Origin of the sequence: Xylanibacter caecicola (assembly GCF_013166515.1) — a bacterium.
GTDB lineage: Bacteria > Bacteroidota > Bacteroidia > Bacteroidales > Bacteroidaceae > Prevotella > Prevotella caecicola.
Genome location: NZ_JABKKJ010000007.1, coordinates 91,196 through 106,022, shown reverse-complemented (window position 1 = coordinate 106,022; position 14,827 = coordinate 91,196). Strand labels below are relative to the sequence as shown.

The following is a 14,827-nucleotide window of genomic DNA, read 5'->3' as shown; positions in this document are numbered from 1 at the left end:
TTTGTTATAGGCGGCAAAGGTATCAAATGAAATCGTCGTGAAATCGTCGCGCTCGAAAAATCTCTGTAACTAACTAAATTTCAAACATTTCAAAGAACTATTTTGGATTTTAATGGGACAGCAATGACAGATAATAATAAAATGAAAACATTTTTAAGAAAAGCACAGTTGATCTTTGTGCTGACAGCATTGCCGTCTGCTATTTGGGCTTATGATGCTTGTATTGGCGGGATATATTATAACTTAAATGAAACGAATAGGATCGCAAGTGTTACGTATAAAGATTACAATTACGACTCTTATAGCGGAAATGTAACAATTCCTGAAGAAATAGAATATAATTCGGTAAAATATAGTGTGACAAGCATTGGAAATTCTGCGTTCAGCAAATGCACGAGACTTACAAGCATCACCATTCCCAACTCCGTGACAAGCATTGGAGAGAGTGCGTTCTATGTATGTCTTTATATCTACAATAGTAGAAATTACATAAGGCTTATAGCCCCGATGCAGACCGCTGCTTATGTCACTATATCTACAATAGTAGAAATTACATAAGGCTTATAGCCATGAACCAACTTGCCGACATGGTCGCTGAATCTACAATAGTAGAAATTACATAAGGCTTATAGCCTTGACCAGATGCGTCAGTCTGATTTTGCTAATCTACAATAGTAGAAATTACATAAGGCTTATAGCCACTATTATTCTTAGAGCTAACTGCATCCATCTACAATAGTAGAAATTACATAAGGCTTATAGCCCGGTGAAAGTGTCAAATCTACCGCTTTATCTACAATAGTAGAAATTACATAAGGTTTATAGCCGGACGGGACCGTACTCGCATACACAATAATCTACAATAGTAGAAATTACATAAGGCTTATAGCCTGGTTATGGCAAAGGATTTGGATATAAAATCTACAATAGTAGAAATTACATAAGGCTTATAGCCATATATCTAAACAACTCCGTACATATCAAATCTACAATAGTAGAAATTACATAAGGCTTATAGCCAGATAATGCTCAGATGTAAGAAAGTAGTCATCTACAATAGTAGAAATTACATAAGGCTTATAGCCGTAGTGCTCTTGTAAACGATAGCTACTCCATCTACAATAGTAGAAATTACATAAGGCTTATAGCCCGCGCCTGCGATAAAGGAATACAGGGGCAATCTACAATAGTAGAAATTACATAAGGCTTATAGCCGCAATACGAGAGTCAAGGGTACGTTTAAATCTACAATAGTAGAAATTACATAAGGCTTATAGCCACTTAGCACGTGAAATACGGTCATTAAGCATCTACAATAGTAGAAATTACATAAGGCTTATAGCCTTATTCAACAAAAGGAGGTTTATATGTCATCTACAATAGTAGAAATTACATAAGGCTTATAGCCCAATAGTACGTTTAAGAAATTCGGTATCATCTACAATAGTAGAAATTACATAAGGCTTATAGCCTTGTCAATTTACCGAACCGCAACACACATCTACAATAGTAGAAATTACATAAGGCTTATAGCCAGCAATCTGATCATCAAGAGTGCGTTTGAATCTACAATAGTAGAAATTACATAAGGCTTATAGCCCAGCAATGTCGGCAAACACATCTCCAAATCTACAATAGTAGAAATTACATAAGGCTTATAGCCCAGATTGCTGATGTTAAGGCTCGTTCTATCTACAATAGTAGAAATTACATAAGGCTTATAGCCAAAATCTACATACAAAGGTAAGTACATTATCTACAATAGTAGAAATTACATAAGGCTTATAGCCTGCATCTTTTTATAAATCAACATAATAACATCTACAATAGTAGAAATTACATAAGGCTTATAGCCAGTCTTCACTTTGAGCAGCAGCTTGAAAATCTACAATAGTAGAAATTACATAAGGCTTATAGCCACAATGCACAACAACAAGCGCTGTTCGTAATCTACAATAGTAGAAATTACATAAGGCTTATAGCCTTTACTTTTGCAAAAGTACAATTATTTTATTAATTATCAAATAGTTAAATATAAAAAAGAAAAGAATAATTAAGGTGGGTATTGTCTATTATGTTATGTATTTGTTCTAATTCTTTGATAATCAAGGTGTAAGAGAATCTATGCCTTATATGTAGAGACCATGGTTTGCATTTATGTCACATTTTTGATTTAGAAATATACAATATCTTTATCACGATGAATCGCATTACCATACTTCTTCAGTTTTACACTTGACACATCAAAAATGATTACACTATCAATATGATTGATTTTGTACAAATTATAACACTCTGATAATCAATAGCGATATATAGGTAAATAATTCATGCGTAACAAATTGGCAACAAACAAATGGAGAAATATTGTTCTTATGGTAGAACATAGGAATTAACAACATGGAAGTTCATTACCATTATGAATAGAGAGACGACAAGTCTCTACTTCCCTAAATCTTTGATTTAGGCATGGCATTTTGTTTCTTTCTACGAAACAACAACCCGGGAGTTGTGTAATTTCGAATATTTGTGCTACCTTTGCAACTGAATAAAGCAATACAATCGTTTCAATGAATACAGTGACATGCAAGATACCTTGCGGAGTTTTGGAAGCCGAACCGCAAGACGTCAAGGTCGGGCAAGATAAAAGGGATTGGGCGCAATACTTACAGGCTATTGCCGTCCTTATGTCAAGGCGGATGTCTGAACTCGGCATGACGCAACGGATGCTTGCCGAGAAAATGAACTGCACCCAGCAATATATATCCAAGATGCTGAAAGGGCAAAAGAACATGTCACTGGAAACCATTTGTAAAATAGAAAACGCATTGGGTATCGAGATTATCAAAGGGCTGAATAAAAATGAGTAATAAGTAAAAGGAATATGTCTATACAGAGTGAAGCGGCGTTGGAAGCCGGACTAATCGCTACACTTCAGCAGATGGATTATGAATATGTCCAAATTGCTGAGGAGGAAAATCTTCAAGCCAATTTCAAAAGGCAGTTGGAGGTGCATAACCGTAAACGGTTAGCAGAACATGGCCGTACTGAATTTACAGATGAGGAGTTTGAAAAGATACTCATTCACCTCGAGGGCGGCACGCGGTTTGAAAAGGCGAAAAAACTCCGCGACCTTTATCCGCTTGACACGGCAGATGGAAAGCGTATTTGGGTGGAATTTCTGAATAGGCAACAGTGGTGTCAGAATGAATTTCAGGTTTCCAATCAAATCACGGTAGAGGGTCGTAAGAAGTGCCGTTACGATGTGACCATTCTTATAAACGGTCTGCCATTGGTGCAGATTGAACTGAAGCGCCGGGGTGTAGAACTCAAACAGGCGTATAATCAGATACAGCGTTACCATAAGACATCATTCCACGGATTGTTTGATTATATCCAGTTATTCGTTATCTCCAATGGTGTCAATACGCGCTACTTTGCCAACAACCCTAACAGTGGCTATAAATTCACTTTCAACTGGACGGATGCTGCCAATATTCCGTTTAACGAACTGGATAAGTTTGCCGCATTTTTCTTGGAGAAATGCACTCTTGGTAAAATCATCGGTAAATACATAGTGCTTCATGAGGGTGACAAATGCTTGATGGTACTTCGCCCATACCAGTTCTATGCAGTGGAGAAGATTTTGGATAAAGTAAAGAATTCCAATGATAACGGCTATATATGGCATACCACAGGAGCCGGAAAGACCTTGACTTCATTCAAGGCCGCCCAACTTGTTTCCGAACTGGACGATGTAGATAAAGTGATGTTTGTGGTTGACCGTCATGACCTTGACACTCAAACTCAATCAGAATATGAGGCATTTGAGCCGAATGCCGTGGATGGTACGGATAACACAGACGAACTTGTAAAACGGTTGCACAGCAATTCAAAGATAATAATCACGACCATACAGAAACTTAATGCCGCCGTTAGCAAGACGTGGTATAGCAGCAAGATAGAAGCCATACGTCATTCCCGCGTCGTGATTATATTTGACGAATGTCACAGAAGCCATTTCGGTGACAGTCATAAGCGGATAATGAAGTTCTTTGATAATGCGCAAGTGTTCGGTTTCACAGGAACGCCTATCTTTACCGAAAATGCAGTGGACGGACATACTACAAAAGAGGTCTTTGGAGATTGTCTCCACAAATATCTCATTAAGGATGCCATTGCTGATGAAAACGTGCTGGGCTTCCTTGTGGAATACTATCATGGAAATGAGGATGTGGAAAAAGGCAATGCCAACCGCATGGAAGAAATTGCAAAATTCATTCTCAACAACTTCAATAAATCCACATTTGACGGTGAGTTTGATGCACTGTTTGCGGTGCAGTCCGTACCAATGCTCATACGTTATTATAAGATATTCAAGTCCTTGAAGCCGAATATCCGTATAGGAGCAGTGTTTACATACGGAGCAAATAACAGCCAAGATGACGAACAGACAGGTATGGGTACAGGGCAGTTTGTCAGCGAAAGCGTGGGTGAAGCTGATGAACTGCAAGCCATCATAGATGATTATAATAAGATGTACGGCACCGCCTATTCTACCGAAAATTTCCGTGCATATTACGATGACATCAACCTGCGCATGAAAAAGAAGAAAGCGGACATGAAGTCGCTTGACCTCTGCTTGGTTGTGGGTATGTTCCTTACAGGCTTCGACAGTAAGAAACTCAACACACTCTATGTGGATAAGAACATGGAGTATCATGGCCTTTTGCAAGCATTCAGTCGCACAAACCGTGTGCTGAATGAGAAAAAGCGTTTTGGCAAAATAGTTTGCTTCCGCGACTTAAAAAGCAATGTTGACACGTCTATTAGGCTGTTCAGTAATTCTAACAATCCCGAAGATATTGTTCGTCCTCCATTTGAGGAAGTGAAAAAGGAATACCAACAGTTGACTACTGATTTCTTGCAGAAATATCCAGCACCAAACAGCATTGACCTGTTGCAGAGCGAGAAAGACAAAAAAGATTTCGTGTTGGCTTTTCGTGACATTATCCGTAAACATGCAGAAATCCAGATATATGAGGACTACACAGATGATGCGGATGACCTCGGCATGACCGAACAGCAATTCAATGACTATAAAAGCAAGTATCTTGACATTACAGTGGGATTTATAGAACCTCCTGTAGCTTCTTCAATGGTTGCAGAAGACCCTGTTCCATACGGTGATAGTCAGGGATTGGAAGATATTGACTTCTGCCTTGAACTCCTGCACAGCGACATTATCAATGTAGCCTATATCCTTGAACTCATAGCCAATCTTAATCCATACAGCAATGATTATGCGGAGCGGCGTAAGAATATTATTGACACTATGATAAAGGATGCAGAAATGCGTAGTAAGGCGAAACTCATTGACGGCTTCATCCAAAAGAATGTAGATGAGGACAAGGATAACTTTATGGCTGAACGCAAAAAAGCGGATGGTACAAGTGAACTGGAAGAACGTCTGAACAGCTATATCTCAACAGAGCGAGAAAAGGCTGTAAAATCATTGGCACAAGATGAAGGTCTTTCCTCTGACGTGCTTAACCATTACTTGAAAGAGTATGATTACCTTCAGAAAGAGCAACCTGAAATTATACAAAAGGCTCTCAAGGAAAAGCATCTTGGTTTGATTAAGACCCGAAAAGCGATGACAAGAATACTGGATAGGTTGCGAGGTATCATCCGTACTTTTAGCTGGGACTAAATATAATAGTGATATGAGTTCAATAAAGATAATAAATTCTATAAAACTTGACTCTAAAGGTGTCCGTGTAAAAGACGCTAATGGGAAATATATTCTTCTACATAAAAGGCAAGGAGATATGGATGGAGCGTGTGCTGTTTACTCTTTAGCAATGGCTATGCTCTGCATTGGAGTTATTACAAATGAGGATTTGCAGGTATATGCCAATCCTGACAGACGAACCTGCAAAGGGAAATTTTTAAGTCATTTCTTAGAAGAGCAAGGATTAGTTAGAAGGGGGTATTCTTTTATTTCCATGGCAAGGGAGATAAGAGAATCAAGTTTTAACCTCGATGCAATTAGGAAAAATCCCAAAGAAGATGATGACATAATCAACGCAATAGCGGATTTCATAGATAAAGAAAGTCCTGTTATAATATCAACCGACTTCAAAGAAGGTGCTCATGCTCTGCTTGCTGTTGGATATGAAATCACTGACGATTCCGATAAAATAACCAAAATTTTATGTTTGGATCCTGGAGAGGAAGCCCCAAAATACAGTTGTTGGAATTGTATTATTGATGTTTCTCATAAAAATGAAAAGTCGGAATATCCATATGTTTGTATCACGAGAACGCAAGCATATAGAGTTACTTTAGGTGATATTTTAATGATAAAGAAAGCGGAATAAGAATATGGAAAATATAGCTGGAGCTGGATATGTGTACATTTTAACCAATCCAAGTTTTCGTGAGGATTGGGTAAAAATCGGAAAAAGTGCTCGACCTGTAGATATACGGTCTAAAGAGCTTGACAATACGGCTGTGCCTTTGCCTTTCGAGATATTCGCCACAATGAAAACGGTAAAATATAACGAGGTTGAAAAACTTGTGCATCATATTATTGACAATCTGACGAATTACCGTATTCGACAGAATAGGGAGTTCTTTAATGTCGCCCCACAAAAGGCACTTGAAATTTTCAAAGAAATAGCACAAACCATAGACGATGCCGTAATAATAGAATACGAGAATAACGAACCTGTGTACAGTGATTCTATATCCCAATCTGTTCAAAATGAGTTGCAAAAAAAATGTACTAACAAAGGGAAAGACTATACCAAATACTCACTTAATGGAGTCGGCTCTTATGGAAAAGGCAGATTGGCTTTAGAGATAATTCGTGTTTATGTCAAATTCAATCCTGTTAATTATAATGAGTTGGTCAATCTATTGCCAAAACATTTAATTAAAACAGTTGAAGAAGTAAATAAATGGAAAAGTCAAACTTCTGACACGCATAAAAGATGGTTTGAAAAAGATATTCTTATTTCTAATGATGGGGTGACGTTTGTTGTTTCATCACAGCATGGCAAAGACAATATAAGTAGGATTTTTGAACTTGCCAATAAATTTGGTTATGAAATTAAAGAAATAAAATAGTTATGAGCGAAGAATTACAACAGAAACTCCGTGACCAACTTTGGGAAGTAGCTAACAAGTTGCGCGGTAATATGTCAGCCAGTGATTTCATGTATTTCACTTTGGGCTTTATTTTCTACAAGTACCTGTCGGAGAAAATTGAGGTTTACATGAACAATGCCTTGATTGACGATGATGTTACCTTTAAGGAATTGTGGGAAATGAATGATGCCGATGCTGCTGAACTACAAGAAGAAGCCAAGAAACAATGCTTGGAAGACATTGGATATTTCATAGAGCCAGAGTTCTTGTTTTCGTCAGTAATAGAGGCAATCAAACGAAAAGAAAACATCCTTCCAAAATTGGAACGTTCCTTGAAACGTATTGAGGATAGCACACTGGGGCATGACAGTGAGGAAGATTTCGGAGGATTGTTCTCCGATATAGATTTGGCTTCGCCTAAATTGGGAAAGACCGCCGATGACAAGAATACCCTCGTCAGCAATGTCCTTCTTGCGTTGGATGACATAGATTTTGGTGTTGAAGCATCACAAGAAATAGACATCTTGGGCGATGCCTACGAATACATGATTTCTCAGTTTGCTGCCGGTGCAGGAAAGAAAGCCGGAGAGTTCTATACTCCGCAGGAAGTCAGCCGTATTTTGGCAGAGATTGTATCTATCGGACACCAACGTTTGCGCAATGTCTATGACCCAACTTGCGGTAGTGGTTCTTTGTTGCTCCGTGCTGCAAGTATCGGTAAGGCTGTGGATATTTACGGACAGGAAAAGAATCCTACAACCTATAATCTCGCACGCATGAATATGTTGCTTCACGGTATCAGATTCAGCAACTTCAAAATTGAGAATGGCGATACGCTTGAATGGGATGCTTTTGGTGAAACACAATTTGATGCTGTTGTCGCAAATCCTCCGTTCTCTGCCGAATGGAGTGCTACCGACAAGTTCAACAATGATGATCGTTTCAGCAAGGCAGGACGGCTTGCACCGAAGAAGACTGCCGACTACGCTTTCATTCTGCACATGATTTACCACTTGAATGAGGGTGGCACGATGGCTTGTGTGGCTCCTCATGGTGTGTTGTTCCGTGGTAATGCGGAAGGTGTCATCCGTCGTTTCCTCATAGAGAAGAAAAACTATATTGATGCTATTATCGGTTTGCCAGCCAACATATTCTATGGCACGAGCATTCCGACTTGCATTCTCGTTTTCAAAAAATGCCGTAAAGAGGATGACAACATCCTGTTCATCGATGCCAGCAAGGAGTTTGAGAAGGTGAAGACGCAGAACAAGCTCCGTCCGCAGCACATCCAAAAGATAGTGGAAACCTATCGTGACCGTAAGGAAATAGAAAAGTATAGTCATCTTGCAACCTTAAAGGAGGTGGAAGAGAACGACTATAACTTGAATATTCCCCGTTATGTAGATACCTTTGAAGAGGAAGAACCTATCGACATCAAGGCGGTAATGGCTGAAATCAAGGAACTGGAAGCCAAGCGTGCTGAGTTGGATAAGGAGATTGAGGTATATCTGAAAGAATTGGGAATAGTGGAATAAAATTATAATTGGCTCATGGAATATCTGGACTTCAAAAAATTGATTGATGCACTTGTAGCTCGTCCCAAAGAAACAGAATGGATAGAGTTTAAACACAACTTCCATTCTAAAGAAGAAATAGGTGAACGTATTTCTGCGTTAGCTAATAGTGCCTATTTATGCAATATGCCTTTCGGATATATCGTATATGGGGTAGATGACAATAGTCATGATATAATTGGAACAGACCTATACGGCAAGCAAAAGATGGTAGGCAATGAAGAACTGGAGTCTTGGCTATCAACAAGGCTTAATCCCCGTATTGATTTTGAGGTAATTGACGATTTTGATTACGAGGACTGCGGTCATGTTTGTATTTTCAAAATTCCGGCTACAGTAAACCGACCTGTGAGTTTCCTGCATGAAGCGTATGTCAGAGTTGGTTCTATTACCAGAAAGCTCAAGGATTTTCCTGCCAAAGAAGCCAAAATATGGAAGGGAGGACAAAAAGCATTGGAGAAAATCTTACTCAAAAAAGGACTGTCCTCCCAAGAAGTCCTTACTCTTTTGAGTGCTGAGACCTATTTTGATATGATGCACATCCCTCTGCCACAAGATACCAAAGGCATTATGGAACGTTTTGTTTCAGAAAGCCTTATACAACAGGACGAGGTCGGCTACAGTATTACAGAACTCGGAGCGTTGCTGTTTGCAAAATCCCTTGGAGATTTTGATGGACTGAAACGTAAGGTTGTCAGGGTTATAGTGTATAAGGGTAAGAGCAAATTGGAAACGATACGTGAGCAAGTCTTTGATAAAGGTTATGCAATAGGCTTTGAGAGCATGGTTTCATGGATAAACAGCCAACTTCCAGCAAATGAGGAAATCGGACAGGCTCTTCGGAAAGATGCAAGAATGTACCCAGAAATAGCTATAAGAGAGTTGGTTGCCAACATGCTTATCCACCAAGATTTTGCAGAGCAGGGATTTCCGATGGTAGAGATTTATTCCGACCGCATAGAAATATCTAATCCCGGACAACCTCTTATCAGTGTAGAGCGTTTTATTGACGAATACCAGTCACGCAACGATTCCCTTGCAGACATCATGAGGAGAATGGGTATCTGTGAGGAAAAAGGTAGCGGTATGGATAAAACGATTTTCAGCATCGAACTATTTCAATTGCCGCCACTTCGTTTTCAAGTGCAGGAAAGCAGAACTACAGCAACGGTGTTCTCATACCGCAAGTTTGCAGACATAGATAAGAACGAAAGGGTTAGGGCTTGTTATCAACACGCTTGTTTGAGGTATGTCTCTAATGACAAAATGAATAACCAGTCGCTTCGTGCCCGTTTGGGAATCGAAGACAAGAACTATCCTATGGCCTCACGTATTATCAAAGATGCGCTGGAAGCGAGGGTGATTAAAGAGGAAAATCCTGATGGTGGCTCAAGGCATAACTATATACCTTATTGGGCATAATTCATGTAACTGGCATGTAACTGAGAGGGGTAAAGATTGGCGGTAGCAATTATAAAACGCTGAATATCAAGGAATGTTTTGTGTAACCGGCATGTAACTGAGAATTTATAAAAGACAGCAATGATAAATCTGAGAATATTAAGTTGGTCGAATACGGTAATTTCTGCAACAGTCTGTTGCAGTTTTGGAACGAACACAAATAACCCGTAGCAAGCAGCGACCAGTTTACGTAATCAGATTCATAAAAAATAAAGAATGACTATGGCAGAAAATAAAGATAAAAAAGTCCTTAATGTTCCCCATTTGAGATTTCCGGAGTTCAGTGGGGAGTGGGAAGAGCATACGCTTTCTCAATATTTGGAGTTTAAGAATGGTCTTAATCCAGACGCTAAACGTATTGGAAGTGGACTGCCATTCATTTCGGTGATGGATATTCTTTCAGAAGGAGTTATCAATTATGACAATATTCGTGGCAAGGTCAATGCTACTGAAAAAGAAATAGAATGTTTTGGAGTGAAAGACGGAGATGTGCTATTCCAACGTAGCTCAGAAACATTGGAGGATGTAGGACGAGCTAATGTGTACATGGATAATCGTACCGCCATTTATGGAGGCTTTGTTATTCGTGGTCGTAAAATTGGCAATTATGCTCCTTTGTTCTTTAAGTATTTGCTTGCTACGCCATTAGCGCGCAAAAGAACTTGCAAGATGGGGGCAGGAGCACAACATTTCAATATTGGACAGGAAGGATTATCCAAAATATCATTATATTTTCCATCAATTGAAGAACAGAGAAAAATAGCTGGATTTCTATCTCTCATTGACGAACGAATAGCTACCCAAAACAAAATCATTGAGAAATACGAGTCCTTAATCAAAGGAATTGCACAGCATTGCATTAAAGAATCAATAAGTGGAATCACATATGTAAAACTTGGTGATATTTGTCAAATTACAACAGGCAAACTTGATGCAAATGCACAGGTAGATAATGGAATTTATCCTTTTTTCACTTGTGCAGAAAAACCATTCAAAATTGATAACTTTGCTTTTGATACAGAAGCTTTACTAATCTCTGGGAATGGTGCTAATTTGGGATATATCAATTATTATAAGGGAAAATTTAATGCTTACCAAAGGACTTATGTATTAGACTTGTTCTCCGAAAATATCCAGTACATTAAATGGGCTTTGAAAGTACTGCTGCCCAAAAGAATTGCAATAGAAAAGAGTTTAAGCAACACTCCTTATATAGTGCTATCAACTCTAACGGATTTAAGGCTGCCTTTACCTTGTAAAAGTGAGCAGAGTTTCATCGCAAACCTAATGCAATCTTTGGAAAGAATACTATCAATTCAAATCGCACAGTATGATTCTTATAATTATTTGAAGCAATACTTGCTCCGCCAAATGTTTATATGAACATTTGACAAAGCAGATACTGCTTTTGACGTATATAAAGATTTAATACTTTATGATTAATATCTATCTTGTCTTGAATTCTATCAAGAATCATTGCCTTCTGTTTTTGTTCAGAAATAGGGGGCAATGTTATTTTTAACTTTTCCAATGGGGTACGTACTATTTGCGGCTGTCCAGAGCCAGAAATTATACTATTGAAGTTATACGTAGAGAGAAAATGATATAAATATCTCTTATACACCTTATCTTGATACTTATCTGTATTTATCACCATTGCATTTCCAGTTATCCAAGACATTGGTTTTGTATAATTTACTATGCCACAAGTATTTCCTCGACAAGTTATACAAATTTGTTCCGTTTCATGATTGTAATCCTTATATTTACCAATAATACCATTTGCCCCATATACAAGAAAACCATCTTCTGTTAATTCTGTTGAAGATATTGTTTGCGGCTGATATATTTGTGCAATTTCGCTTAAATGCACGTTATTGCCATAAACTCTTTGCATACAACAAACTCTTAGTCCTTTGATTAAGGATTGAGAAACTAAAATGTCCGCAATTAGAAAAAAGGTGTTTGTATCATTAAAAGAAGAACATACAGAAAGTTTGGAAATCAATCAACTTCTTACTTATGAACAACCTACGGCATATATTGTTACCAATGATGAATACTCCACAGATACGACCTTAATTCCGGTTTTAACTGCGAATAAAGGTTTCGTTTTGGGTTATACAGACGAGGATTTTAGTATATATCAAAAGGGTGAGTGCATAATCTTTGATGATTTTACAATGGATGCAAAATATGTATCATTCCCTTTTAAAGTAAAATCGTCAGCAATAAAGATACTTACAGCAAAACCTAATGTAAATCTTCGGTTTATGTTTGAATATCTATCATATTTAGAGCTAAAATCCGAAGAACACAAAAGGCATTATATTTCAGAAATAGCGTCACTTGTGGTTGAATTACCTTCAAAAGAAATGCAAAATAAAATAGCCTCTCTAATGGCTTCATTAGATAACAAGTTGGCTCTTGAAGAAAATACAAAGGTAAAATATGAGGATGAAAAGCAGTACCAGCTCTCACAAATGTTTATATGAACATCTGTGAGAGCAAATATTGTTTCTGCTTTATATACTCGGTGAGCAAACTATTATGTATAGTCCATAGTCTTTGTAACACTCTGAAAACGATGGATATTCTTTTTTGCTCTTCTAATTTGGGCAAACGTATTTGAATGTTACCCATTGTATTGTTCATAAGTTTTGGGTTAGCTAAGTTTATTGAGACATATTTCTTTGTCGCTTCCGCTAAAACCAATGAAACAAAATGAGTATCAAACCCTTTTATAAGTTTTAACAAACCACAAACATTTGTGCAATTAAATTTTCCATTACGATAAAATACAGTTCCTGCATTTGCACCGTCAGTGGTCCAACTGATATATTCACCTTCAAACATATAATCATCAAGGTAGCCCATAATACCATCATTTGATGTTTGAGAGGAATATACTGGATATGTAGGGCTCTTTTGCTGGCTAATTTCTATGGAGCTAATAACTCTACCACGCCCTATTTGGGCTATATCTTTGACTTTGAATTGTTCCCATGTATCGGAATGAAGTACATTCAAACTAATTGCGGACTTTAGTAATTTCAAATCCTCAATGATTTTGTTTTGGGTAGAGATGCGCTCATCTATAAGTCGCAAGAACGTGGCTATTTTCGTCTGCTCTGTTTTGGATGGAATGCCAATAAAGCACTCGGAAAAATTCTTTGTGCTGATGGAATAGATTTTTGTTCCTTGTGCTATTCGTCTAATCTGATTATGAAATGCATATGACGAAAAAGCATATCCTTTGAAGCCGATAACAGTTTTATTTTTATTGTCACGTCCATGAATTGTATGCAATCCACATACAATGTTTTTTTCTGCAAGGTCAAAGAACTCAATAGGCTTGGCAACTTCATTCGTATCTTCCGAGGCATCTGCAAAAGCCACATCACCCTCTTTACACAATTCAAAGTTCTTGGGCATATTGTCCTCTTTGATATTGGGTAAATTATCTCTTGTCAAATCAACCATAGTAGGAAGCCCAACATGAATTAGTCCATAATGTAAGTTCATCATGGCTTTCGTTCCATATTCAAGTTGCTCCCAGCTTAAAGAATTGGTTGAATAGAAATCCAATAGCTCAGACACTTTACATATTTCCCACTCCCCACTGAACTCCGGAAATCTCAAATGGGGAACATCGCTCATTATATTTCTCTAATTATAGAGACTTATCATTAAATGAACAACATGAGTAACAAGACAATTAGAGAAATTTCGGTAGCTTGGAAAGAGTACAAGCGCCCCTATGTGAAGCAGTCCACAATGGCGGCTTATGTGTTAATCTTGGAGAACCACATTATTCCTTGTTTCGGGGATAGTGATTCGCTCCATGAAAAGGAAGTGCAGGCTTTCGTCCTGCAAAAGTTAGAAAAAGGATTGAGCATCAAATCCGTCAAGGACATTCTGATAGTCCTAAAAATGGTGATGAAGTACGGGGTCAAAAATGAATGGATGAATTATTACGAATGGGATATAAAGTACCCAACGGCCTCTGCAAATAAGGAACTGGAAGTGCTGTCTGTAGCCCATCATAGGGCAATTCTGAACTATATCCAGAGTCATTTCACCTTTACAGGGCTTGGCATTTATATCAGCCTTAGCACAGGGCTACGCATCGGGGAAATATGTGCTTTGAAATGGAGTGATGTCAATGTGGCTGACGGCACTATAACCGTCAGTCGTACCATTGAACGCATCTATATCATTGATGGAGAGAAGAAGCACACAGAACTTGTCATCAACACACCCAAGACCCAAAACTCTTGCCGTGCAATACCTATGAGCAAAGAATTACTCACAATGATTAAACCGTTAAAAAAGGTTGTCAAAGATGATTTCTATGTGCTTACCAATGACGAGCACCCTACAGAACCACGCACATACCGCAACTACTACAACAAATTGATGGCCAAACTCGGCATTCCCAAATTGAAGTACCATGGGCTGCGCCACAGTTTTGCCACACGCTGCATTGAAGCCGGGTGTGACTATAAAACAGTGAGTGTTCTGTTAGGACACTCCGACATTTCAACCACGCTCAACCTCTATGTCCATCCCAATATGGAACAAAAGAAGCGTTGCATTAGTAAAATGTTCAAATCATTGGGAAAATAGGAGTACAT

Annotated in this window: 11 protein-coding genes, 1 pseudogene and 1 CRISPR repeat array; of the genes and pseudogenes, 10 read left to right on the top strand and 2 right to left on the bottom strand. The window is 38.3% G+C overall.

The window, feature by feature from the left end; translation table 11 throughout:
• Nucleotides 1-123: 123 nt before the first annotated feature.
• From HPS54_RS13000 to HPS54_RS06340, 8 genes and pseudogenes are all read left to right on the top strand, one after another.
• Nucleotides 124-456: pseudogene (locus tag HPS54_RS13000) on the top strand (leucine-rich repeat protein); the annotation flags it as partial.
• 12 nt (nt 457-468) lie between these two features.
• A CRISPR array of direct repeats spans nt 469-1,984; the repeat unit is 36 nt; unit sequence ATCTACAATAGTAGAAATTACATAAGGCTTATAGCC.
• Between the two features lie 586 nt (nt 1,985-2,570).
• Nucleotides 2,571-2,870 carry a helix-turn-helix domain-containing protein gene (locus HPS54_RS06370; protein ID WP_172344628.1) on the top strand — a complete coding sequence of 100 codons (300 nt, stop codon included), beginning with the start codon at nt 2,571-2,573 and terminating at the stop codon, nt 2,868-2,870.
• A 14-nt stretch (nt 2,871-2,884) separates the two neighbouring features.
• Entirely contained in the window at nt 2,885-5,713 is a 2,829-nt protein-coding gene (locus HPS54_RS06365; protein WP_172344627.1) for a type I restriction endonuclease subunit R, read from the top strand.
• Nucleotides 5,714-5,726: 13 nt separating this feature from the next.
• Nucleotides 5,727-6,383, top strand: a complete 657-nt coding sequence (locus HPS54_RS06360) for a hypothetical protein (protein ID WP_172344626.1) — start codon at nt 5,727-5,729, stop codon at nt 6,381-6,383.
• Between the two features lie 4 nt (nt 6,384-6,387).
• On the top strand, nt 6,388-7,134 hold the full coding sequence (locus HPS54_RS06355) for a GIY-YIG nuclease family protein (protein WP_172344625.1): 747 nt from the start codon (nt 6,388-6,390) through the stop codon (nt 7,132-7,134).
• Between the two features lie 2 nt (nt 7,135-7,136).
• On the top strand, nt 7,137-8,690 hold the full coding sequence (locus HPS54_RS06350) for a type I restriction-modification system subunit M (protein ID WP_172344624.1): 1,554 nt from the start codon (nt 7,137-7,139) through the stop codon (nt 8,688-8,690).
• A 15-nt stretch (nt 8,691-8,705) separates the two neighbouring features.
• A complete protein-coding gene (locus tag HPS54_RS06345; RefSeq protein ID WP_172344623.1) occupies nt 8,706-10,151 on the top strand; it encodes an ATP-binding protein in 1,446 nt (481 codons plus the stop codon).
• 261 nt (nt 10,152-10,412) lie between these two features.
• Nucleotides 10,413-11,573: a restriction endonuclease subunit S gene (locus HPS54_RS06340; protein WP_172344622.1), complete on the top strand. Its 1,161-nt coding sequence runs from the start codon at nt 10,413-10,415 to the stop codon at nt 11,571-11,573.
• Here the strand turns inward: HPS54_RS06340 and HPS54_RS06335 are convergent.
• Nucleotides 11,566-12,087, bottom strand: coding sequence for a restriction endonuclease subunit S (locus HPS54_RS06335; protein ID WP_172344621.1), 522 nt, complete (start codon nt 12,085-12,087; stop codon nt 11,566-11,568). The genes HPS54_RS06340 and HPS54_RS06335 overlap by 8 nt on opposite strands.
• A gap of 43 nt (nt 12,088-12,130) precedes the next feature.
• On the opposite strand from HPS54_RS06335, the gene HPS54_RS06330 reads away from it, so the two are divergent.
• On the top strand, nt 12,131-12,685 hold the full coding sequence (locus HPS54_RS06330) for a restriction endonuclease subunit S (RefSeq protein WP_172344620.1): 555 nt from the start codon (nt 12,131-12,133) through the stop codon (nt 12,683-12,685).
• On the opposite strand, the gene HPS54_RS06325 is transcribed toward HPS54_RS06330, so the two are convergent.
• The gene (locus HPS54_RS06325) at nt 12,678-13,850 is read right to left on the bottom strand and encodes a restriction endonuclease subunit S (protein ID WP_172344619.1); all 1,173 of its coding nucleotides are present in this window, start codon (nt 13,848-13,850) and stop codon (nt 12,678-12,680) included. The genes HPS54_RS06330 and HPS54_RS06325 overlap by 8 nt on opposite strands.
• A 42-nt stretch (nt 13,851-13,892) precedes the next feature.
• On the opposite strand from HPS54_RS06325, the gene HPS54_RS06320 reads away from it, so the two are divergent.
• Nucleotides 13,893-14,819, top strand: coding sequence for a tyrosine-type recombinase/integrase (locus HPS54_RS06320; RefSeq protein WP_172344618.1), 927 nt, complete (start codon nt 13,893-13,895; stop codon nt 14,817-14,819).
• Nucleotides 14,820-14,827 lie beyond the last annotated feature (8 nt).